This window comes from Bradyrhizobium sp. UNPF46 (assembly GCF_006658625.1).
Taxonomy (GTDB): Bacteria; Pseudomonadota; Alphaproteobacteria; order Rhizobiales; family Xanthobacteraceae; genus Bradyrhizobium; species Bradyrhizobium nitroreducens.
This window is the reverse complement of the sequence record NZ_LFJB01000007.1, coordinates 87,653-109,542: the sequence shown is the minus strand read 5'-3', so window position 1 is coordinate 109,542 and position 21,890 is coordinate 87,653. Positions and strand designations below refer to the sequence as shown.

Below are 21,890 nucleotides of genomic sequence, written 5' to 3'. Positions count from 1 at the left end.
GGTTGCGTCCTCCCACCATATCGCGGTCGCTGTTGCGATCCGCAGCGGTCGCTGTCGCGACGCGTTCTCATGACGATATGGGCTTGAGCATTTTCGAACAATTGGCGTAATCTGAGCATGTCTTTTGCAAAATCTGAAAAGATCGATGAATCGCCTCCAGGCCATGGAATTGTTCGTCAGCTCCGTCCGCGAGGGCAGTTTTTCGGCAGCCGGGCGCCGCGTCGGCCTCTCGCCGGCCTCGGTGTCGCGCTACATCGGCGAGCTCGAGGCGCAGCTCGGCGTTCAGCTCCTGAACCGCAGCACGCGTCATCTCGGCCTGACCGATGCCGGCAAGATCTTCTTTCAGCGCACCGAGCAGGTGCTGCACGGCATCGAGGATGCCGAAGCCGCCGCGCTCGCGCTGCAGACGGCGCCGCGCGGAACGCTGCGCGTGCACTCGCGGACGCTGTTCGGCATCAAGGTGCTCACGCCGCTGATCCCCGGCTTCCAGAAGCTCTATCCGGAGCTGAAGGTGGAGCTGCGCCTGTCGGAGCGACGGCCTCAGCTGCGCGAAGACGAGTTCGACATCGACTTCCAGATCCAGGCGCCGACGGACCCCGGCCTCATGCAGCGAAGACTGCTGAGGAGCGAGCGGATTCTGGTGGCGTCACCGGACTACGTCAGCCGGATGCCGAAGCTGCGCGAGCCGGAGGACATCACGCGTCACAATTGCCTGACCTACTGGATGGGTCCGGAGGACGTGGTCTGGAAGTTCATGCGCCGGAACCGGCTGCGCGAGATCGTCGTGCCCTCGTCCTTTGGCAGTAACAACGGTGTGGTGCTGTCCGATCTCGCCATCGCAGGCCACGGCATCGCTCTGCTCGACGACTACACCGTGGCAGATGAGTTGAAGAACAGGCGCCTCGTCCGCTTGCTGCCGGGCTTCCGGGTGACGAATTCAACCTTCGACGAAGGGATCTATGCGGCGTTCCTCCAGAGCAGCTATTTGCCGGAGAAGATCAGGGTCTTCGTGGACTACATGGCGGAACACGTGCCGAAGCAGGTCAAGAGATCCGCGCAATAGATGCAAGTCAGTCCGGCGCGAACCGTAGTGCCGGCAGCCCGCGAACGCCGAGGCCTTCGACGGCGAACAAGCCGCCGGCATCGGGATGATCATCGCCGAGTGCGTGGCTGCGCGAGATCGAGGTCACGTGGAGAACGTCGAGATCGGGGCCGCTGAAGCTTACGCTGGTGGGGTGACGGATCGGCATGTCGATGGTCCGCACCATCGTCCCGTCAGGCGCAAATCGCGCGATCTTGCCGATGCGCACGAGCACCGACCAGAGATGGCCGTCAGAGTCGATCGTTGCACCGTCGCAACCTGACCCTAGCGCATCGGTCTCGACGAAGACGCGCTTGTTCGCGAGGGGCCCCTCCGGACCGTAGTCATAGGCCCAGATGATCCGTCTTGCGCTGTCAGCGAGGTAGAAGGTGCGGCCGTCCGGGCTGAAGCACGGCCCGTTGCTTACGGCGAGGTCGGTCTCCAGCAATTCCAACGCACCCGAGGCGTCCAGCCGATAGAGACCGCCCAGCGGTGTTTCGTCCGGAGCGCGGTCGCCGTGCATCGTGCCTGCGAGGAAACGGCCGTGAGGATCGGCCTTGCCGTCGTTCAGCCGCACATTCGGATGGTCGAGCCCGATCGACGGGCCCTCCGTCAGGAGGCGCCGATCGAAATCGTAATGCGCAAATCCGTTGCGCAGCGCCAGGACGACCCCGCCGTCGCTCCGCAGTGCCAGGGAGCCGATCGGTGCGGGGACGCTGAACTGCTCGACCACGCCGGTGAGGGGATCCAGCCTATGGATCGTTCCGGCGAGTGCGTCGATCCAGACAAGGTGCTGCCGGCGCTCGTCCCACACCGGGCTCTCGCCGAGCCGATCCCTGGTCGCGCCGATGCGCCTGATTCGGATCTCGCTCATGGTTCCTCGCGTTGCAATCGTCGGGCTTGACCGATCGGTCGGTGAAAACCTAGTTTCATTCCAAAGATCCTCGGGCCGACCAATGGATTGCGGAGTTCATGACCGAACTGTCAACGATGAAGGATGGCGTTGCGAACCAGGCCGAGGCCTCGGACCGCGTGCTGCAGATCCTGGCCGAGGCCGGGCGGCTGTTCGCCAGCAAAGGTTTCGAGGGCACCTCGATGCGCGACATCGCGCTCGCCTGCGGCATCTCCAAATCGCTGCTCTATCATCACTTCTCCAACAAGGACGAGATCTACGCGCGCGTCGCGGTCGGCTCCACGCTCGAGCTCTATCTGTTCGTGCGTGACCGCATTCCAGACGGGCCACCCTCGCAGAAGATCCGCGCGTTCATGGTTGCTACGGCAGAGTATTTCCGCCGCTACCGCTGGGCCTGGATCGCATCCACCACCGCCTTCTGGAATGATCCCGACCGAAGCCGGCACAAGGAACGGTTGACGCGCCGCGACCGCTTCGAGAACTTCCTGCGCGGCCTGATCCAGGAGGCGATCGACGCCGGCGAGATCCGCAAGGTCGATGTCCCCATGACCGGGCGGCTCATCCTGTCCTCGCTCAACTGGATGCATCGCTGGTACAATCCCAACAAATCCGCGACCCCCGAGCAGATCGCGGAGATCTTCTTCGACATGATCTTCAACGGCCTGCGAAGCGGCGAGCTTGTCGCGCTGCCGTCGGCGGAGCCGTCCAAGACAGGCCGGCGCAAGTCGCGCTGACCGGCGGTCGGCGGCCGCACCTCATTCCAGAACGATGTTCTGCGCCTTGATCACCGGCCCCCACAGCGCCGCGTCCTTGCTCAACTGGGCGTCGAGCCGTTCCGGCGCACCGGTATCGACCATCAGTCCGTCGGTATCGAGCTGCTTGGCGATCTCCGGCTTCTGCATCGCGGCGTTCGCGGCCGCGTTCAGCCGTGCGATGACGTCGCTCGGCGTGCCTGCGGGGGCGTGAAGCGCGGTCCAGAACGATGCCGTGAGGTTGGGATAGCCGGATTCGGCCAGCGTCGGGATGTCGGGGAAGCTCGCCATGCGTCTTTCCGCGGAGAGGGCGAGGATGCGAAGCTGACCGCTGCGCGCATGCTCGATCACGGCGGCGGGCGTTGCGAAATTGAGGTCGCATTCTCCCGACAGCGTCTCCATGATGGAGGCGGGATTGTTGCGATAGGCGACCTCGGTGACCGCAAACCCCATCGACTTGCCCATCATGATTCCGAACAGATGGGTGACGCTGCCCGGACCGAGCGTGGCGTAGAACAGCGGCTTGTCGCGTCCCTTGGCGTAGGTGACGAAGCTCTTGACGTCGGTGGCCGGCGTGCGCGCGTTCACGGTGAGCGACAGCGGCCCGTTGCAGAGCATGGCGACGGAGGCGAAGTCCTCCAGCTTGTAGGGCAGGCTCTTGCGCAGCAGCACATTCAGCGAGATCGGGCCGGTGCCGCCGGCGAGCAGCACCGATCCGTCCTTCGGCGCGCGCGCCACATATTGCGATCCGACGATGCCGTTGGCTCCGGGCTTGTTGTCCACCAGCACCGGCTGGTCCAGGGTTTCCGCCATGGCCTTGGCGATCGAGCGCATCAGGCTGTCGATCGAGCCGCCGGGCGCATAGGGCACGATGATGAAGATCTGCGATGCGCGCGCTCTGACGATCGCGGGCGCACCGAGCGGGGCGGCGAGGGCACCGGCGATCAGAGCTGTCGCCTGGCGTCGGCTGATCCTGGGCATGGGAGTCCTCCTCAAGGTCGTTCTTGCTTGCGTCGAATGTAGATACCGACCGATCGGTCAGTCAATGGGATGTTGGCAGGATATTGCAAGTCATCGTGCTTGGTGTTATCAGCACAGAAAGCTGACCGATCGGTCAGTAGTAGCGATACGGCAACAAGCAAGACAAGCAGAAGCCCAGGAGGAAGCCCATGTCAGGAGATATCGTCACCCTCGAAGTGTCCGACAACATCGCGCTGGTGACGCTGAACCGGCCTCCGGTGAACGCGCTCGATCGCGCCATGCGCGACCGCATCGTCGCCGTGTTCGACGAGATTTCCGAGCGCACTGACGTCAGGGTCGCGATCCTGACCGGCGCGGGGAAGGTGTTCTGCAGCGGCGCGGATCTGAAGGACCGGCCGGACCCGGCCAAGATCGGCGCGTTCCACAGCCACAACCGCATCACGCGTGAGACCGGCAATTGCATTCGCGAATGTTCGAAGCCGGTCATCGCCGCGATCAACGGTGTCGCGCTTGGCGCCGGTGTCGGCCTGATGGCGTCCTGCGACATCTTCTACGCCAGCGAGGAGGCCGTGTTCGGCATGCCCGAGATCAATGTCGGGCTCGCCGGTGGTGCGGCGATGCTGAACACGCTGTTCGGCCGCTCCCTGATGCGCCGCATGTTCTTCACCGGCTACCGCGTGCCGGCCGCCGAGCTCTACCGTCTCGGCATCATCGAGGCCTGCACCACCAGGGAGAACCTGATCCCCGAAGCGATGAAGCTGGCGCGCGAGATCGCCTCGAAGAGCCCGATCGCGATGGAGTACGCCAAGAACGCGGCGAACATGGTCGAGCTGATGCCGCCGCGCGATGCCTACCGGTTCGAGCAGAACATCACCATGGCGCTGTCCAAGACGGAGGACGCCAAGGAGGCGCGGATGGCGTTCCTGGAGAAGCGCGCGCCGGTGTTCAAGGGACGCTGAGATGCGGCCGGGAGAGGGTCTCGACGCGCTGATGTCGCCGCGCTCGATCGCGATCATCGGCGCTTCGCAGGAGGCGACCAAGATCGGCGGCCGGCCGGTCGATCTGTTGCGCCGCCACGGCTATGCGGGCCGGATCTATCCGGTCAATCCCAAGGCCGCGATGGTGCAGGGGCTGCAGGCCTATGGCTCCGTCGCCGAGGTGCCGGAGGCGCCGGACCTTGCCATCATCGCGGTCGACGCGGAGCGCGCGGGCGAGGCCGTGGAGCAATGCGCCGCCCGTGGCGTTCGCAGCGTCGTCGTGTTCTCCTCGGGCTTTGCCGAGCTCGGCGAGCAGGGGCGCACCATGCAGGAGCGGCTGCGCGTTGCCGCGCGGAGCAGCGGCATGCGCCTGCTGGGGCCGAACTGCCTCGGCGCGGTCAGCGTCGCCGAGAAGAGCATTGCGACGTTCTCGATCGTGCTCGAGCATGGCATGCCGGCCGCCGGCTCGCTCGGCATCGTCTCGCAGAGCGGCAATCTCGGCAGCTACACCATGCGCCTTGCCAGCGAGCGCGGCGTCGGTGTCAGCCGTTTCATCACCACGGGCAACGAGTGTGACATCGACATCGCCGACGGCATCGCCTGGATGGCGCGTGATCCCGCCACCAAGGTGATCCTGTGCTGTCTCGAAGCCTGCCGTGACGCCGGCCGCCTGATCTCCGCGCTGGAGGAGGCGCGCGACGCAGGCAAGCCCGTCATCGCCATGAAGATCGGGACGTCCGCGGCCGGTCAGGCTGCCGCAGCCTCGCACACCGGAGCCATGGCGGGATCGGATGCCGTCTTCGACGCGCTGTTTGCCCGTTGCGGCGCGGTGCGTGTGCGCAGCATCGACGAGCTGATCGATCTCGGTCACGCCGCATCGATCCTGCTGCCGGACCGGTTGCCCAAGGGGCCGGGCATCGCCATCCTCACCGCGTCGGGCGGCTTCGGCGTGCTGCTCGCGGACGCCGCGCAATCGGTCGGGCTGACGTTGCCCGAGCTCGGTGAGGAGACGCAGCGGAAAATTCTGGAGCTGGTGCCGTTTGCCTCGGCTCGTAACCCGGTCGACGCCACCGCGCAGATGTCGAGCCGCCCGGATCTGCTGGGGAAGATCATGACCGCCGTCGTGGCGGACGAGCGGGCCGACACGGTGATCCTGCCGCTGCCGTTCTCGCTGCATCTGCCGCGCCTGCGCTCGATCTACATGGAAACGCTGCGCAACATGCGCGCGCAGTTTCCCGCGCGTCCCATCGTCCTGTGCGTCGATGGCCCTGATGATGCGCTGACCGAGCTGCACGCGCTGGGCTTTCCGACGATCGCAAGCTTCGATGGTTGCTGCGCGACCGTCGCCGCGCTGGTGCGGTTACAGGCCGCGGCGCAGCGTCCACAGGACAAGCCCGAGGCCGTCGTGCGGGCGGCGCCACTCGCAGCCGACGCCTTCCGTCATGAACTCGGCGCCAAGCGCGCGCTTGCTGACGCAGGGGTGCCAGTGCTCCCCGAGCGCCTCGTGCACGACGCGGACGCCGCCATACGTGCCGCCGGCGAGATCGGCTATCCCGTGGTGCTGAAGATCGCTTCGCCCGATCTGCCGCACAAGACGGAGGTCGGCGGCGTTGTCGTGGGCGTCGGCTCGGAAGCCGATGTCCGGCGCGCCTATGCCCGGATGCGGGACCGCGTCGCCACCAGGGCCCCCAATGCGGCGATCGACGGCGTGATCGTCGCGCCGATGGCCAAGGGCGTTGCCGAGCTGATCCTCGGCAGCCGCATCGATCCGGTGTTCGGACCGGTGGTGATGGTCGGCCTCGGCGGCATCTTCGCGGAGATCCTTCAGGACTCCGCCGTGCAGATGGCGCCGGTCAGCGAGACGCAGGCGATGGCGATGCTGAGATCGCTGAAGGCCTTCGCGGTGCTCGACGGTGCGCGGGGGCGGCCGCGCGCCGACCTCGAGGCCGCAGCCCGTGCCGTCGCCGCATTGTCGCGCTTTGCCGCTGCCCATGCCGAGACCATTGCGGAGATCGACGTCAACCCGCTGCTGCTCCGCGCGAGCGGCGAGGGAGCCGTGGCGCTCGACGCACTGCTGATCCCGCGCGGTGGGCCGCCGGTTAGAGGTCATTGAACGCAATCACGAGAGGCCGCAGAAGCGGCCCAGAGGAAGCGCGAAGAAGCAGGAGGATAACATGATGAGATTTGCGATGGCGGCGGTCGGCATGATGGCCCTGCTGCTGACGTATACGCCCTCGCGGGCGCAGGGCATCTCGGGCGACGTGATCAAGATCGGGATCATGAACGACCAGAATGGTCCCTATGCCGACAATTGCGGCCTCGGCTCGGTCGCGGCCGCCAAGCTCGCGATCGCCGATTTCGGAGGAACGGTTGGCGGCAAGAAGATCGAGCTCGTGATCGCCGACGACCAGAACAAGCCCGATGTCGGCGTCGCCATCGCGATGCGCTGGGTCGACAATGAAGGGGTCGATGCCATCGTCGGCTGCTCGGCCTCGTCGATCGCGCTGGCCGTGCAGGACATCATGAAGAACCGCAAGAAGCCCTACATGCTGGCCGGCACGGCGGGCTCGTTCTTCACCAACGACAAATGCTCGCCGATGACCACGCAATGGGTGGTCGACACCTATGCCCAGCCGAAGGCCACGGTGAAAGCGCTGCTCGCGCAGGGCGTCGACAGCTGGTTCTTCCTGACGGTCGACTACGCCTTCGGCAAGGCCTGGCAGGCGGATGCGACGAAGTTCATCGAGGCCGGCGGCGGCAAGGTGGTGGGCTCGGTGCTGCATCCGCTGAATGCGTCGGATCTCTCCTCGTTCCTGCTGACGGCCCAGGCCAGCGGCGCCAAGGCGATCGCGCTCGCCAATTCGGGCGCGGACTTCGCCAATGCGATCAAGCAGGCGCAGGAGTTCGGGCTGACCAAGTCGCAACTGCTCGTCCCGCTCGGCCTCATGATCAGCCAGACCCACGGGATCGGCCTCAAGGATCTGCAGAACGTGCGGCTGACGACGCCGTTCTACTGGGACGTGACGCCGGAGAGCCGTGCCTTCGCCAAACGTTATGCCGAGGCGACCAATGGTCAGCTGCTCAACGAGGGCAAGTCGGCCACCTACAGCGCCATCACGCATTACCTGAAGGCGGTGGCCGCGGCCGGTTCCGACGACGGTGATGCCGTGATGCGGCAGATGAAGAATACGCCGATCAACGATTTCGAGATGAAGAACGTCAGCATCCGGGCCGATGGCCAGGTCATGCGCCCGCTCTACGTCGCGCGGATCAAGACGCCGGCGGAATCCAAGTACACCTACGACTATTACGAGATCACCGGCACGATCGCGCCCGATGATGCGTGGCGGCCGGCCTCGGAGAGCGCCTGCGATCTTCTCAAGTCGCAGTGACGCGTGGACGAACCCGGCAGGACATGGCGGCGCATATGGCGATAGCGGGAAGCAGGCGATGAGTGTAGTTGAAGCGGTATCGGCGCAATCCACCGCAAGCGAGAACCTGACCGGCGGGGCCTATCGCGATGCGATGCATCGCTGGCTTCACGCCAATCTGCCCGCCGGCTTCCGCAGTGACAGCGCCGCCTTCGCGCCGCCCACGCTCCAGCAGTCCATTGCCTGGGAGGCGGCGATGTACCGCGCCGGTCTCACCGGCATCACCTGGCCGCAGGCCTATGGCGGGCACGGCCGCTCCTTGCGCGAACATCTGATCGCCAATCAGGAGATCGGCCGGCTTGCGATGCCGGAGAGCGTCAACTCGATCGGCAAGGAGCTCGCCGGTCCGATCATTCTGGCCGTCGGCACGGAGGAGCAGAAGCGGCGCTTCCTGCCGGCGATCCTCGAGATGCGCAACATCTGGTGTCAGGGCTTTTCCGAGCCCGAAGCCGGCTCCGATCTCGCCGGGCTCCGCACCCGCGCCATACGTGGCGATGGCGGTTGGCGGATCAACGGCCAAAAAATCTGGACCAGCGGCGCCTACCGGTCGCAACGCTGTCTCGTGCTCGCCCGCACCGGGACGCTGGAGGATCGCCATCGCGGCCTTGCGATGTTCGCGGTGCCGCTCGACGCCAAGGGCGTGCGCGTGCGCACCATCAAATCGATCGACGGCCGCGAGAGCTTCTGCGAGGTATTCTTCGACGAGGTCGAGGTCGCGCAGCAAGATGCGATCGGCGCGCCCGACGAGGGCTGGGCCGCGGCCATCCGCGTGCTGGAGATCGAGCGGGCGACCAACCGTATGTATCGCGCCTGGCGGTTCGAGAACGAGCTGCGCCATCTGATCTCGGCCTGCAAGGCGGACCCGGCGCTGTCGGCGATGGTCGCGGACCGGCACTACGCGGTCAGGCTCGGCGAGGTTGCGGTCGAGATCGAGGTGCTGAAGGCGCATGTCGAGACCGCGGTCGAGGCGCTGGTTAACGGCGACAAGATCGGCGCACGCGGCAGTCTCGCAAAACTCCATTGGAGCGAGTCGCACCAGCGCTTTGCGGCACTTGCCCTCGAGCTGCTCTCACAAGCGTCGCTACCGCAGAACCCGGCGATCAAGGTGGCGCGGCGGCGCTTCGAAGCCATCTATCTCCAGGCCCGGGCCGAGACGATCTATGCCGGCACGACCGAGATTCAGCTCGGCATCATCGCCGACCGTATTCTCCAGCTGTCGCGAGGCAAGTGATGGTGTCCGACGGCCAGAGCCCTCCAGCGGGCTTGCTCGGGAATCGCCTCGTCGTCGTGACGGGCGCCGGACAGGGCATCGGCCGTGCCATCGCCCTGGGCGTTGCCGCTGCCGGGGCGAAGGTCGTCGTGGCCGATCTGCGGCAGGACCGGGCAGACGCCGCAGCGCGCGAGATCAGGGAGGCAGGCAAGGAGGCAATCGCCTATGCGCTCGACGTGACTGATGCCGCGGCGTGCAGGCAGATGGCGACGCGGGTGGACGAGGAGATCGGTCCCGCCGACGTCGTCGTCAACAATGCGGGGATCATCATCCGTGAGCCGATCGACAGCCCGCGCGCGCACGAGAACTGGCGCCAGGTCTTCGACGTCAACGTCAATGGCACCTTCAACGTGGTTCACGCCTTCATTCCGGCGCTGCGCAAGACGCGCGGATGCATCATCAACGTTGCCTCCGTCGCGGCCTTTGGCGGCATGAACGGTGCGCTCGGCTATTCGCCGTCCAAGGGGGCGGTAAGGCTGTTCACGCAGGCACTCGCCAGAGATCTCGCGCCTGATGGCATCCGGGTCAACGCCGTCGCGCCCGGCATCATCGCGACCGAGATGAGCGAGACCACGCGCGACAATCCGGCGCGGCTCAACGGCCTGATGGCGCGCACGCCGATGAAGCGGGTGGGACAGCCGGACGAGATCGCGGGCCCGGTGGTCTTTCTGGCGTCTGCGATGGCGTCCTATGTCAACGGCGCCATCCTGCCGGTCGACGGCGGATATCTCGCCTAGTGAACGATTGAAGGGTTTCGAAGAGGACGAAGATGAGCATGGCCGAAGGACTTCAGCCCGACGAGTTCGCGGCAACCGCGGCGCGCGCAGTCACCGCATGTGCGGGCCTGGACGTGCGCGAGCAGGCGCACAATCTCGCAGGCGACGGACTGCTCGGCGTCATCGCGGATGAGCAGGTGGGGGGACTGGCCCTGCCGCTCGGCTTCGCGGTGCCGGTGATCGCGGCTGCCCATTCCGGATTGCTCACCTTTCCGCTTCTGGAGACCGTCCTCGTCGCCCGGTCGCTCCAGTCGTCGCTGACGCGGCTGGCCGCCGCGATCGTGTCCGGCAAGACATTGGCGACGATCGCCTGGCAGGGCGAGGCTCTCGCCGCGCGCGAAGGCGGGCTGCTGGTGCTGAACGGCATGGTGGCACGCGCGCCCTGCGCAGCGAGCGCCGATTACATCCTGGTGCGAATGAGCGGCGGCGCCGCGGCGCTGGTCCCGACCGATGCCGACGGTGTGGTGGTGGAGGAGGCCGCCGGCCTCGATCTGACGGTGCCGGAGCATACGGTGCGGCTGGAGAAGGTCGAGGTTTCCATCGGCTCGATCCTGCCCGCGGGCACGTGGGATCTGCTCAATTCGGACGCCAACGTGCTGCGCGCCGCGGCGATCCTGGGATCGGCCGAAGCGTGCCTGGCGCTCGCGCAGGAACACGCATCGACACGCCGCCAGTTCGGTCACGCGCTGTCCTACAACCAGGCCATCCGCCATGCGCTGGCGCGTCAGAAGCTCGGACTCGAGAGCATCCGCCATGCGATCACGCGCAGCCTGTCCGAGGGGGGCGGTCCGGTGCAGCGCGATGCTGCGTTCCTGGCAGCCGTGACTTATGGCAGCTCGATCGGCGAGGGCGCGCTGCAGATCCATGGCGGCATGGGATTTACGTGGGACGTGCCGGTGCATCGCCATCTGCGCCGCATCCGCACGCTGCAGGCCCAGGGTGATGCCAGCGGCCTGATCAATGCGTTCGGCCGCCGTTACGTATCGGAAGTTGCTCCGTTCGCCGAGGCAGGGGCTTGAAGGACAAGAGCTTGAAGGAGATTGCCATGACCGAAATCAGGGATCAGACGCTCGCGGGCCGCGTCGCGCTCGTCACCGGCGCCGGAAACGGCATCGGCCGCGCGACCGCGCTCAAGCTCGCCGCCCGTGGCGCGATCGTCGGCGTCAACGACCTGAAGCCGGAATTCGTCGAGAGCACCGTGGCCGCCATCGAGGCCGCAGGCGGCAATGCGGTGGCCGTCACGCAGGACGTCTCAAGCCGCGACGGCATGCGGCAGGCCGTGCTGGCATTGGCGCAGCAACAGAAGCGTTTCGACATCCTCGTCAACAACGCGGCCTGGGTCCGCTATCAATCCGTTCCGGACATTGCGCCGGAAACCGTCGATCGCATGCTCAACATCGGCTTCAAGGCGATCATCTGGGGAATCCAGGCGGCCGCGGAGGTCATGGATGCGGAGCGCGGCGGCGCCATCGTCAACGTCGCCTCGGTCGCAGGCCTGATCTCGGCCAAGAACAGCATCGTCTACAGCGGCATCAAGGCCGGCGTCATGGGCATCACGCGCGCGGCCGCGGCCGAGCTTGGCGCGCGCAACATCCGCGTCAATGCGGTGGCGCCCTCGGCTATCCCGACCGAGGGAACCATGCGCAACCGCAATGCCGAGCTCGACGCACGCCGTGTGGCGCGAACGCCGCTCGGCCGGCTCGGCACGGTCGACGACATCGCCAAGGCGATCTGCTTCCTCGCCGGCGACGAGGCCGGCTTCATCTCAGCGCAGGTGCTCACCGTCGATGGCGGCATTACCTTGACCAACATTGCCTGATGGGATCATCGTGATGTCCGATCTGACGCCGGAACAGCAGGCGCTGAAAGAGGCCTATGTCAGGGCGCGCGGCTATTGGCGGCCTTGGACAGAAGGCCTGTTGCGTTTTGATCCCGAGTTTCTTCAGGCCTACGGCAGGTATGGGGGCTATGCCGCAGAGAAGGGGCCGCTGTCTCGCAAGATGTGCGAGCTGATCTACGTCGCGCTCGACGGCTCGTCGACGCATCTGTTCCGCTCCGGCCTCGCGCTGCACCTTCGCCTCGCGCTGCAGGAAGGCGCCACGGCGCGGGAGATCATCGACGTCTTTCGCCTCGCCACGGTTCAAGGGCTGGACGGCTGCAACGTCGGCATTGGCATCCTCACTGAGGAACTGGCGAGCGCCGGAATTCAGGCCGATCGCGTCGAGCTTACGAAACAGCAGCAGGCGTTGCGCGATGTCTACGTTGCGCAGTTCGGCGACTGGCCGGATTTCTGCGAGCAATGGCTGCGTTCCGATCCCGGCTATCTCGCCGTCCTGCTCGATCTTCTCGCGGACCGGGGCGCGGGCGACGGTCTCGACCAGCGCTCGCAATGCCTGATCTCGCTCGCCTTGAATGCCTGCTTCACCGCGCTCAATCCGCAAGGGCTGCGGCTGCAGATCAGGCGGGCCTTGCGGCTCGGGATCGACCAGCGCGAGATCCGCCAGGTTCTCCAGATGACGGCGCATCTCGGCGTGCACGCCTGCGCGATCGGCGTGCCGGTCCTGATGGAGGCCCTCGAGGAGCGCTCCGCGAAGGCCGGCTCGGATGAGAACGGAGGACGGGAATGAAGGGATTGGCAATCCGCAATCACAGGGCCTTTGCGTCCGGCGTCCTGTTCCTTGCCTTTGCGGTCTTCTTCTTCGCAACCGCGCTGCAATATCCGGCAGGCACGGCGGCGAAGATGGGGCCGGGCTATTTCCCGCGCCTGCTCGCGATCGTGCTCGCCGCCATCGGACTTGTCGTGATGTTCGGCGCGCTGAAGCCGGCCGCGGACCGGCAGACGCTACGCAAATGGGACCTCAAGGGGCTCGCCTGGATCACCGGTTCGGTGATCCTGTTCGGGGCCCTCTTGTTTCCGCTCGGCCTCGTCGGCGCGCTGTTCGTGCTGATCGTGGTGTCGAGCAGGGCGAGTTCCGAATTCACCTGGATCGGAGCGCTGACCAACGCCGCTGTGCTGATCGTGCTTTGCCTTGCCGTCTTCGTCTACGGTCTCGGGCTGCCATTGCCCGTCTGGCCGTCCCTTCTCACCTGATCGGGCCGGTCGATGGATCTCTTTCATAATCTGGCGGTCGGCTTTGCCACGGCGGCCCAGCCCGCCAATCTGCTCTACGCCTTCTTCGGCTGCCTGCTCGGTACCCTGATCGGCGTGCTTCCAGGCCTCGGTCCGCTCGCGACCATCGCGATGCTGCTGCCGATCACCTATGCGCTGCAGCCGGACGCCGCACTGATCATGCTCGCCGGCATCTATTACGGCGCACAATATGGCGGTTCGACCACGGCCATCGTGGTCAATCTCCCTGGTGAGTCCTCGTCCGTCGTGACCACGATCGACGGCTACCAGATGGCGAAGCAGGGCCGCGCCGGGGTGGCGCTTGCCACCGCCGCCATCGGCTCCTTCTTCGCTGGATGCGTCGCGACGCTCGCCTTGGCGGCGCTCGCGGGGCCGCTGACCGCAACCGCGCTGCTGTTCGGCCCCAAGGAATTCTTCGCGCTGATGATCCTCGGCCTGATCCTGGCCTCGGTGCTATCGAGCGGTCCGTTCATCGAGGGCATCGGCATGGTCGTGCTCGGCATGCTCTTGAGCCTCGTCGGCACCGATTTGAACAGCGGCAGCCAGCGCTTTGCCTTCGGCATTCCCCAGCTGTTCGACGGGCTAGATTTCGTGCCGCTGGCGATGGGCATCTTCGGCTTTGCCGAGATCGTCAAGAATCTCGAGCAGGACGACAAACTGTCACTGGTCACCCAGAAGATCACCAATCTGTTTCCGACCCGTGACGATTTCCGGCGCATGGTGCCGGCGATGCTGCGCGGCACGGCGCTCGGCACGCTGCTGGGCGTGCTGCCCGGGGGCGGGGCGGTGCTGTCGTCCTTTGCGTCCTATACGCTGGAGAAGAAGCTTTCGCGGCACCCCGAGCAGTTCGGCAAGGGCGCCATCGAGGGCGTCGCCGGCCCGGAGTCCGCGAACAACGCCGGTGCGCAGACCTCGTTCATCCCGCTGCTGACCCTCGGCGTTCCCTCCAACGTCGTGATGGCCCTGATGGTCGGGGCCATGAACATCCACAACATCCATCCGGGCCCCGAGGTGATGACGAAGAACCCGACCCTGTTTTGGGGCCTGATTGCCTCGATGTGGGTCGGCAATCTCATGCTGCTGATCCTCAATCTTCCGCTGGTCGGCCTCTGGGTCAAGCTGCTCACCATTCCCTATCGCTATCTGTTCCCGGCGATCATGGTGTTCTGCTCGATCGGCGTCTATTCCATCAACAGCGGAACGTTCGAGGTCTATGAGGCGGCGGTGTTCTGCGTGTTCGGCTATGTGCTGATCAAGCTGCAACTGCCGGCGGCGCCGCTGCTGCTGGGCCTGGTACTCGGCCCGGCGATCGAGGAGAATTTCCGCCGCGCCATGGTGCTGTCGCGGGGCGACGCCACCGCGCTGCTGACGTCGCCGATCTCGGCCGGCCTCCTGGCCGCCGCCGCCGTCGCGATCCTCCTGATCATGCTGCCCACGATCCGCGCCCGGCGCGAGGAGGCGCTCCAGGAGTGACATGGCAGCGTATCCATGCTGATCGTCGATCCCGCCGGCATGGCGGTCGGAGTCGCGCTGACTTGGATCCCAGATCGATTCCAGCTTCAGAAGGTCGTGGCCATTGCAGCGAGGCGATGATGGGCCCTCTCACGCGCAGCCTCGATCGGCTGTTGCGGCCCCGTGGTCGGGCCGACGGGCACGAAGCTGACATTGCTGATGCCGACGAAGCGCAGGATTTCCCGTAGGTAGGGCGTCGCCATGTCGATGCGTCCGCGATTCATGCCGGTGGAGAAATCGCTGCCGCTGGCGAGAATGACGAGCGTCGGCCGATCCTTCAGCAGCGGGAGATAGCCCAGCGATGGATCGAACCGAAACGTGAGCCCGGGCTGGACGATGATGTCGAACCACTGCTTCAGCTTGTAGGGAATGCCAAAATTCCACATCGGCGTGGAGATCAGCACCCGATCGGCCAACGCAAAACGCACGGCCATTCGCTCGGCTTCCGCAAAGCTGTCACGTTGCGCCGCGGTGAAGGCCTGAGCCTTCATGCGCGCATATTTGGCCTCGATGAGAGGGCCGGTGAATTCCGGCATGCGCTCGCGCCAGATGTCGACGATATCGACGTCCCAATTCGGCCGGGCCCTGCGGAAGCTCTCGAGAAACACGCGTGCGCCGGCGTTCGACTCGGACTCGGCACGGGGCGAGCAGGACAAATGCAGGAGCTTCGCCACGGCTCATCCCAATGCTCTGATCACGGCATCGGCCCTGGTCACCACGGCAACGTTCTGCATGGCGAAATTGATCGAGGCGTTGTGCCAATCGTCATTCATGGTCGAGCAGCAATCCTCGGGCACGATCATGAAATAGCCCTTGTCGGCGCCGGTGCGCGCCGTGTGCTCGACCGACATGTTGGTCCAGGCGCCGGTGTTGATGATCATGTCGCGGCCGGTCGCTTTGAGGATGGTCTCCAGCCGGGTGCCTTCCCAGGCGCTCATGCGCATCTTCTCGACGACGAAGTCACCGGGCCGTGGCTCCAGGCCGGAGACCGGCGCCGCTCCCCAGCTTCCGCGCACCATCGCCTTGCTGTCGACGAGGCCCTCGAACAGTGGTGCGTTCAGCGTCACGCCGGGCGCGCCGGGCTCGACGACGAACCAGACGTGGATGATGACGACGCCACGGGCCCGCGCGGTCTCTGCCAGGCGCCGGACATTCTCGACGACATGCTGTTGCTTCGCGTGGCCGGGTGCACCGGATTCGGCGAAGGCGCCGCCGTCCATGATGACGTCGTTCTGCAGGTCCTGGATGATCATGGCGCAGCGCTGCGGGTCCAGCCGCATCTCGCCGTCGGCGAGGATAGGCGCCGCCGGCGAGGCGCTTGCCGCCTGGCCGCCGCCGCTTCGCCGGCCAGCCATATAGGGCTCATGCCGCGGGCCGACCTTGGTCGGAATGGCGTAGACGGAATGCGTTGACGTCAGATACAGCGTGCGGAAATCCGGTCCGCCCCAGGCGAGGTTGGCGACCATCTCGGGCACCCGGACCTTGCCGAGCACCTCGCCGCGCGGCGAGTAGACCCAGACGCCGCCGGGCGCGGTGACCCAGACATTGCCATGCTGGTCGCATTTCATGCCGTCGGGCAGACCGGCCTCGAGCTCGGAGCGGATGCCGCTTGCGAACACCCGCGCATTCGACAGCGAGCCGTCGGCATTGACGTCGAAGACGCGTATCAGCGCCTGCACGGTGTCGTTGACATAGAGCAGCGTCTCGTCCGGCGAGAAGCACAGCCCGTTCGGCTGGTCGAACAGATTGCGCTCGACCACGAGCTTCGGCTCGCCGCCGGGCACGACGCGATAGACGCCCTGGAAGCCGAGTTGGCGCGGCCTCTCGACGCCGTAGACCGGCATGCGGCCATACCATGGGTCCGAAAAATAGATCGCGCCGGAGGAGTGCACGCAAACGTCGTTCGGGCTGTTCAGCTCCTGGCCCTGGTAATGAGAGGCCAGCACCTCGCGCCGCCCGTCCGGCCGTTCGCGGATCAGCTGCGATGTCGCGTGCTCGCAGACGATCAAATTGAGCTCGGCATCATAGGTCATGCCGTTGCATTTGTTGGAGGGACGCTTGACCTCGGCCACGCCCCGCCGCGCGTCCCAGCGCCGGCGGACGTCGCCCGGCATGTCCGAGAACAAGAGATAGTGATCGACCGGATGCCAGATCGGCCCCTCCGTGAAGTCGAAGCCGGTGCCGACCTGCGCGACCGGCGCATAGGGGTCGATCAAAGTTTCGAATTCGCTTCGCAAGGTGACGTGCGTCATCGGTCGATCCTCACGTCAGACTATGCCGGGAACCAGTTGCGCGCGGGCAGCGATTGCACGATCGGGCCGGGGACCTGATCGTGCAGGCGTCCGACGACGTTGCCGCCTTCGATCTTGGCGGGGCGATCATGCACCGGCAGCAGATAGCGCGAATTGCTGAGGAGCTTCTTGATCGAGGCCTTCTCCGCCCGCTTGCTGGTGCCGTGGTTGCCCGTCGTGCGCGGCTCCCAATCATGGATCTCGTTGAAGGGCGTCACGATCTGGTCGTTGAAATCGTAGATCACGTCGCCGCAGATGGTCGCGATGCCATCGGCCGTCTCGACGATGACGTTCATCGAGCCCTCGGTGTGTGCATTGGCGGCGTCGCAGTAGACGCCGGGCATCAGCTCGATCGGACCGGTGATCTCGAGGTCCAGGAAGCGCAGCGCACTCTTGGTGTGCAAGCGGTCGATCAGGTGCTTGATGTCGGGGGCGGGATATTGCGGATGCATCAGGCCGGAGACGGAATATTCGAGTTCCTTGCGGTTGAGCACGACGGTCGTGTTCATCGGGAACAGATCGTCCTTGCCGGCATGGTCGATGTGCAGATGGGTGTGGCAGACGAAGCGGACGTCGCCCATGCGCACGCCGTGGCGCGCGAGCTGGTTCTCGATCATGTTCTCGTGGTATTGCAAGCCCCGCATGCCCAGCGTTTCCATGATCTGGTTGGAGCGGTAGCCGGTGTCGACCACGACCGGATATTTCCCCCCGAGGATCAAAAAGCCGAGGGTGAGGACGCGGCGGGTACGGCCACAGTCGCGGCCGAGCACCAGAAAGCTCGATTCCAGCTCGATATCGCCGTAGTCCAGGATCTTGATCTCCAGCGCCATTCGTTTCCCTCCCTCATCCGTTTTCTTGTCTGTCAAAGCCGATAGACGCGCGTCGCCGTCGTCCTGAAGATGGCGTCCTGCTGCTCCGCACTGAACGGCGCGGCAGCCGCGCGAAAGGCGCCGACGAGCTCGCGATAGCTGGTCCACAATTTCTCGATCGGAAAATTGGAGCCGAACAGGCAGCGCTCGGCGCCGAAGATCGCGACGGTATCGGTGAGCACGGCGGCGATGTGCGCGGGATCGTTGCGATGGATGAAGGTGCCGAGCCCCGACAATTTCGAGACGACGTTCGGACAGGCGGCAAGCCGGGCCATCCCGCCGCGCCAGGCCGCGCGGCCGGAAGGCGAGAGATCCTCCAGCATGCCGGCATGCTGGAGGATGAAGGTCACGTCGGGGCAGGCTTCGGCAAGCGCTGCGGCGTCCGGCATCTGCGGCGTGAACACCTGCAGGTCGAAGCTCCAGCCATAGCCGGCGAGACGCGCGACGTTGCGGCGGATCGTTGGATCGGCGCAGAGGTCCGGGCGGGCGGCGAAGCGATACAGCGGGTTCTCGTGCCAGTGCAGCTGCATGCGCACGCCGCGCACCAGGGAATGGCGCTTCAGCCGATCGAGCTGCGGGCGGACGTCGTCGACGGCGAAATTGGCATAGGCGACGATCGCGTGCGGCCAGCCGTGCTCGCTCGCTGTCTGTTGCACCCAGGCCGCCTCGTCCTCGAAGCGGTCGTTGGCCCAGTTAGTCTGCACGTAGACCGAGCGGGTGACGCCGGTGCCCTTGAGGTCATCGAGATATTCGCGAAGCGGATAGTCGCGCCGGATCGGCTCATACGGGCCGAAGATGCGGGGCTGCATGGGACCGGTCAGCCAGGGCAGGTCGGCCTGCCGCCAGATGTGATGATGGCCGTCGACGATGTCGGTCACGCCGCTCTCCTTCGTCCCAACGCCAGAATATGAGCGACGATCGACGCGCTCGAACCGCCATCCACGAGGTCATCGACGAAGCGCTCGATGGCGACGAGCGCCTCGGTCTGCGGGCGGAATCCGGGTCTCGTCGCCAGCGGCGTCAGCCAGCTCAGGCGCCAGGCCCGCCGCGACAATCTCGCGACGGCGTCGCGAAGTGCGTCGGTCTCGCCGCGCTCCAGTCCGTCCGAGACGATCACCACGGCGGCGCCGCGGGCATAGCCGCCGAAGCGGGGCACGGCGAGAAAGGCCTGCAGCGCGTCGCCGATGCGGGTGCCGCCGTCCCAGTCGCTGACCAGATGCGCGGCGGCGTTCATGGCCTGCTCGCGGCGCTTCAGGCGCAGCGGACGCGTGATGCGGGTCAGCCGCGTGCCGAAGGTGAACACCTCGACGTTGGGGGCCGCCTGCACCAGCGCATGCGCGAGCCTCATGTTCTCCTCGGTGCGGCTCTTCATCGAGCCGGAGACGTCGATCAGCAGCAGCATCTTGCGCGGGCGCTGGCGCCGCTTCATGTGGCCGAGCCGCAGGATCTCGCCGTCGCTGCGGACGGAGTCGCGCAAGGTGCGGCGCAGATCGGCAAACGGCCCGCGGCGGGCGCGCATGCGGCGATGTCCACGCCGCCGCGGCAGGCGCCGCGGCGCCTCGCGCGTCAGGCGGCGTAGCGCATCGGTCGTGGAGATCTGCCCGAAGCGGCGCTCGACCAGCGCCTCGGCGCGCGTCGCGGTCAGGCCGGACTCGTTGGCGTCGTCGGAGAGCAGGGGCTCCTCGTCGCCGCGGCCTTCCTCCTGCAGGCGGACCGTCTCGTCGTCCTCTCCATCTTCGGTACGCTCGATCGCCTCGCTGCCGCGAAAATGAAGGTCGAACAACCGGTCGAAGGTGGCGCGGCGCTCGGGCGGCGGAGCCAGCGTCGCCAGCGCGGCCTGCCTGACATGCTCGATGCTGCGCGGGCCGAGCAGCTCGATCGCAGCCAGGAACGTCGTGGTTTGCTCCGGGGCCACGGCAAAGCCGTTCGCGCGCAGCAAGGGCACGAAGGCAACGAAGATGCGTGCGGCGCGCGGGAGCTGCGGCTCGATGGTCATGCCGCCGCCTCCGCGAGCATGGCATCGAGCCGCGGCGAGATGAAGTGCAGATCCTCTTCGTCCTTCAGCGCCACGCCGATCGAGCGCTTGAACGCATCCGGCCAGCGCGCGCCGCCTTTGTGCAGCAGCGTCGCGGCCTCGGCCCAGTCGACGGCCTCGGCAATGCCTGGCGCCTTGCTCAGCGGTTCGCGCCGCAGCTTCTCGACGGCCGCGACGACGGCGCGGGCCGTGGCCTCGGCGACACTGGAGGCGCGCATCATGATGATCCGCGCCTCGCGCTCGGCGCTCGGATAGTCGATCCAGTGATAGACGCAGCGGCGGCGCAAGGCTTCGTGCAGATCGCGTGTCCGGTTCGATGTCAGCACGACCACGGGGCGTTCGGCCGCGCGCACCGTGCCGCGCTCGGGAATCGAGATCTGGAAGTCGGAGAGGAATTCGAGCAGGAAGGCCTCGAACTCCTGATCGGCGCGGTCGATCTCGTCGATCAGGAGCACGGCGGAATCGGGCGCGCGGAGCGCGGCCAGCATCGGCCGCTCGATCAGGAAGGTCTCGCCATAGATGTCGATGCTCTCGTCACCGGCCTGGCGGATCGCCAGCATCTGGCGCGGGTAGTTCCACTCATACAGTGCTGCAGAGGCATCTATCCCCTCGTAGCATTGCAGGCGGATCAGGCGCCGGCCGAGCACGGCGGCAATGGCCTTGGCGGCCTCCGTCTTGCCGACGCCGGGCGCGCCCTCCAGCAGCAGGGGCTTGCCGAGTGCGAGGCCGAGATAGGCAGCGGTCGCTAGGCCCTCGTCGGCAAGGTAATAGGCGGCGCGCAGCGCCTTCTCCAGAGCCTCCGGGCTGTCGATGCCGACGATGTTGCTGCGAACCGCCACGGTTGATCCTCTAGCGCCGTGCCTGCGGCCGTGCGCCGCCCTGGGCCTTGATCGCGCGCAACACCTTTTCGGGCGTGATCGGCAGTTCGTCGATGCGGACGCCAACGGCGTTGAAGATTGCATTCGCAACGGCCGGCAGCACCGGGTTGGCGCACATCTCCCCGGGACCCTTGGCGCCGAAGGGGCCGTCAGGAGCGGGCCGTTCGAGCACGGCAATATCGTGCGGACAGATGTCGCCGGGGCCGGGCATGAGGTATTCGACGAAGTCGCGCGGGCCGTGCACGGGATCGGGATAATAGGGCTCCGGCGTCTCGTAGAGCGCGTGGCTGACGCCCATCCAGGCGCCGCCGACCAGCTGCTGCTCGACCAGCCGCGGGTTGAGCGCGCGGCCGAGCTCATAGGCGGAATCCATGCGGACCATCGCGACCTCGCCGGTCTCGTCGTCGACCTCGACCTCGGCGACGAGGCAGGCATGGGCATAGCAGGTTGCCGGCGACATCTCGCCGGTCTCCGGATCGACGTTGGAGAGGGGAACGAGAAAGATGCCGCGGCCCGAGATGGTCTTGCCCTGCTTGAACTGCGCGGCAATCGCGACATCCTTGGTCGAGATCGAACGGTGCGGCGCGCCCTTGACGTGGATATTGCCCCGGCCGTCGGTTTCGAGATCGGCGGCGTTGACCTCAAGCTCCTCGGCCGCCGCTTCCATCATCACGCCGCGGGCCTCTCGCGCGGCGGCCATCACGGCGTTGCCGACGCGGTGGGTGCCGCGCGAGGCGAACGAGCCCATGCAATGCGGGCCGGTGTCGGAATCCGCCGTGTCGACATAGACGTCCTCGACCGGCACACCCAGCGTCTCGGCGCAGATCTGCCGCGTCACCGATTTCATGCCCTGGCCGAGGTCGATCGACGACAAGGCCACGGTGAACTTGCCGCTCGGATTGGAGTGAACCAGGGCCTGGCTCGGATCGCCGCCGAGATTCATACCGATGGGATAATTGATCGACGCCATGCCGCGTCCGCGGTGCCTGGTCAT

At 66.2% G+C, this 21,890-nt stretch carries 21 protein-coding genes; 12 read left to right on the top strand and 9 right to left on the bottom strand.

What is annotated here, in order from left to right; translation table 11 throughout:
* Positions 1–145 precede the first annotated feature (145 nt).
* Positions 146–1,063, top strand: coding sequence for a LysR family transcriptional regulator (locus UNPF46_RS04400; protein WP_100180290.1), 918 nt, complete (start codon positions 146–148; stop codon positions 1,061–1,063).
* A gap of 7 nt (positions 1,064–1,070) precedes the next feature.
* Here the strand turns inward: UNPF46_RS04400 and UNPF46_RS04395 are convergent, their stop codons facing one another.
* The gene (locus tag UNPF46_RS04395; protein ID WP_142249167.1) at positions 1,071–1,955 is read right to left on the bottom strand and encodes an SMP-30/gluconolactonase/LRE family protein; all 885 of its coding nucleotides are present in this window, start codon (positions 1,953–1,955) and stop codon (positions 1,071–1,073) included.
* A gap of 98 nt (positions 1,956–2,053) precedes the next feature.
* Between UNPF46_RS04395 and UNPF46_RS04390 the strand changes: the two genes are divergently transcribed.
* Positions 2,054–2,728 carry a TetR/AcrR family transcriptional regulator gene (locus UNPF46_RS04390; protein WP_142249166.1) on the top strand — a complete coding sequence of 225 codons (675 nt, stop codon included), beginning with the start codon at positions 2,054–2,056 and terminating at the stop codon, positions 2,726–2,728.
* Positions 2,729–2,749: 21 nt separating this feature from the next.
* On the opposite strand, the gene UNPF46_RS04385 is transcribed toward UNPF46_RS04390, so the two are convergent.
* On the bottom strand, positions 2,750–3,727 hold the full coding sequence (locus UNPF46_RS04385) for a tripartite tricarboxylate transporter substrate binding protein (RefSeq protein WP_181769769.1): 978 nt from the start codon (positions 3,725–3,727) through the stop codon (positions 2,750–2,752).
* 188 nt (positions 3,728–3,915) lie between these two features.
* Between UNPF46_RS04385 and UNPF46_RS04380 the strand changes: the two genes are divergently transcribed.
* The 10 genes from UNPF46_RS04380 (at position 3,916) to UNPF46_RS04335 (ending at position 14,784) form a co-directional block, all read left to right on the top strand.
* A complete protein-coding gene (locus tag UNPF46_RS04380) occupies positions 3,916–4,686 on the top strand; it encodes an enoyl-CoA hydratase/isomerase family protein (protein ID WP_142249164.1) in 771 nt (256 codons plus the stop codon).
* A gap of 1 nt (position 4,687) precedes the next feature.
* Positions 4,688–6,817: an acetate--CoA ligase family protein gene (locus UNPF46_RS04375; protein WP_142249163.1), complete on the top strand. Its 2,130-nt coding sequence runs from the start codon at positions 4,688–4,690 to the stop codon at positions 6,815–6,817.
* 61 nt (positions 6,818–6,878) lie between these two features.
* The gene (locus tag UNPF46_RS04370; protein ID WP_142249162.1) at positions 6,879–8,096 is read left to right on the top strand and encodes an ABC transporter substrate-binding protein; all 1,218 of its coding nucleotides are present in this window, start codon (positions 6,879–6,881) and stop codon (positions 8,094–8,096) included.
* 58 nt (positions 8,097–8,154) lie between these two features.
* Positions 8,155–9,366 (top strand): acyl-CoA dehydrogenase, encoded by a 1,212-nt coding sequence (locus tag UNPF46_RS04365; protein WP_142249161.1) that lies wholly within the window; start codon positions 8,155–8,157, stop codon positions 9,364–9,366.
* On the top strand, positions 9,366–10,142 hold the full coding sequence (locus UNPF46_RS04360) for an SDR family NAD(P)-dependent oxidoreductase (RefSeq protein ID WP_181769768.1): 777 nt from the start codon (positions 9,366–9,368) through the stop codon (positions 10,140–10,142). Before UNPF46_RS04365 ends, UNPF46_RS04360 begins: the two co-directional genes overlap by 1 nt.
* Positions 10,143–10,174: 32 nt before the next feature.
* A complete protein-coding gene (locus tag UNPF46_RS04355) occupies positions 10,175–11,200 on the top strand; it encodes an acyl-CoA dehydrogenase family protein (RefSeq protein WP_142249160.1) in 1,026 nt (341 codons plus the stop codon).
* A gap of 26 nt (positions 11,201–11,226) precedes the next feature.
* Positions 11,227–12,000, top strand: coding sequence for an SDR family NAD(P)-dependent oxidoreductase (locus UNPF46_RS04350; RefSeq protein ID WP_100181513.1), 774 nt, complete (start codon positions 11,227–11,229; stop codon positions 11,998–12,000).
* 13 nt (positions 12,001–12,013) lie between these two features.
* The gene (locus UNPF46_RS04345) at positions 12,014–12,808 is read left to right on the top strand and encodes a carboxymuconolactone decarboxylase family protein (protein ID WP_142249159.1); all 795 of its coding nucleotides are present in this window, start codon (positions 12,014–12,016) and stop codon (positions 12,806–12,808) included.
* Entirely contained in the window at positions 12,805–13,272 is a 468-nt protein-coding gene (locus tag UNPF46_RS04340; RefSeq protein ID WP_142249158.1) for a tripartite tricarboxylate transporter TctB family protein, read from the top strand. Before UNPF46_RS04345 ends, UNPF46_RS04340 begins: the two co-directional genes overlap by 4 nt.
* A 12-nt stretch (positions 13,273–13,284) precedes the next feature.
* The gene (locus UNPF46_RS04335) at positions 13,285–14,784 is read left to right on the top strand and encodes a tripartite tricarboxylate transporter permease (protein ID WP_100180300.1); all 1,500 of its coding nucleotides are present in this window, start codon (positions 13,285–13,287) and stop codon (positions 14,782–14,784) included.
* A gap of 86 nt (positions 14,785–14,870) precedes the next feature.
* Here UNPF46_RS04335 and UNPF46_RS04330 read toward each other — a convergent pair whose 3' ends face one another.
* The 7 genes from UNPF46_RS04330 to UNPF46_RS04300 are packed head-to-tail and all read right to left on the bottom strand — an operon-like array spanning position 14,871 to position 21,890.
* Positions 14,871–15,497, bottom strand: a complete 627-nt coding sequence (locus UNPF46_RS04330; protein WP_100180301.1) for an FMN-dependent NADH-azoreductase — start codon at positions 15,495–15,497, stop codon at positions 14,871–14,873.
* Positions 15,498–15,500: 3 nt separating this feature from the next.
* On the bottom strand, positions 15,501–17,075 hold the full coding sequence (locus UNPF46_RS04325; protein ID WP_142249157.1) for an isochorismatase family protein: 1,575 nt from the start codon (positions 17,073–17,075) through the stop codon (positions 15,501–15,503).
* A 20-nt stretch (positions 17,076–17,095) separates the two neighbouring features.
* Positions 17,096–17,944, bottom strand: a complete 849-nt coding sequence (locus UNPF46_RS04320) for an N-acyl homoserine lactonase family protein (protein WP_018318076.1) — start codon at positions 17,942–17,944, stop codon at positions 17,096–17,098.
* A 32-nt stretch (positions 17,945–17,976) separates the two neighbouring features.
* Positions 17,977–18,861, bottom strand: a complete 885-nt coding sequence (locus UNPF46_RS04315; RefSeq protein ID WP_142249156.1) for an amidohydrolase family protein — start codon at positions 18,859–18,861, stop codon at positions 17,977–17,979.
* Positions 18,858–19,979 carry a vWA domain-containing protein gene (locus tag UNPF46_RS04310; protein WP_142249155.1) on the bottom strand — a complete coding sequence of 374 codons (1,122 nt, stop codon included), beginning with the start codon at positions 19,977–19,979 and terminating at the stop codon, positions 18,858–18,860. Before UNPF46_RS04310 ends, UNPF46_RS04315 begins: the two co-directional genes overlap by 4 nt.
* Complete coding sequence (locus tag UNPF46_RS04305) at positions 19,976–20,857, bottom strand: AAA family ATPase (RefSeq protein ID WP_142249154.1); 882 nt, start codon at positions 20,855–20,857, stop codon at positions 19,976–19,978. The genes UNPF46_RS04310 and UNPF46_RS04305 overlap by 4 nt, the downstream gene beginning before the upstream one ends.
* A 10-nt stretch (positions 20,858–20,867) precedes the next feature.
* The gene (locus tag UNPF46_RS04300) at positions 20,868–21,890 is read right to left on the bottom strand and encodes a xanthine dehydrogenase family protein molybdopterin-binding subunit (protein WP_100180306.1); all 1,023 of its coding nucleotides are present in this window, start codon (positions 21,888–21,890) and stop codon (positions 20,868–20,870) included.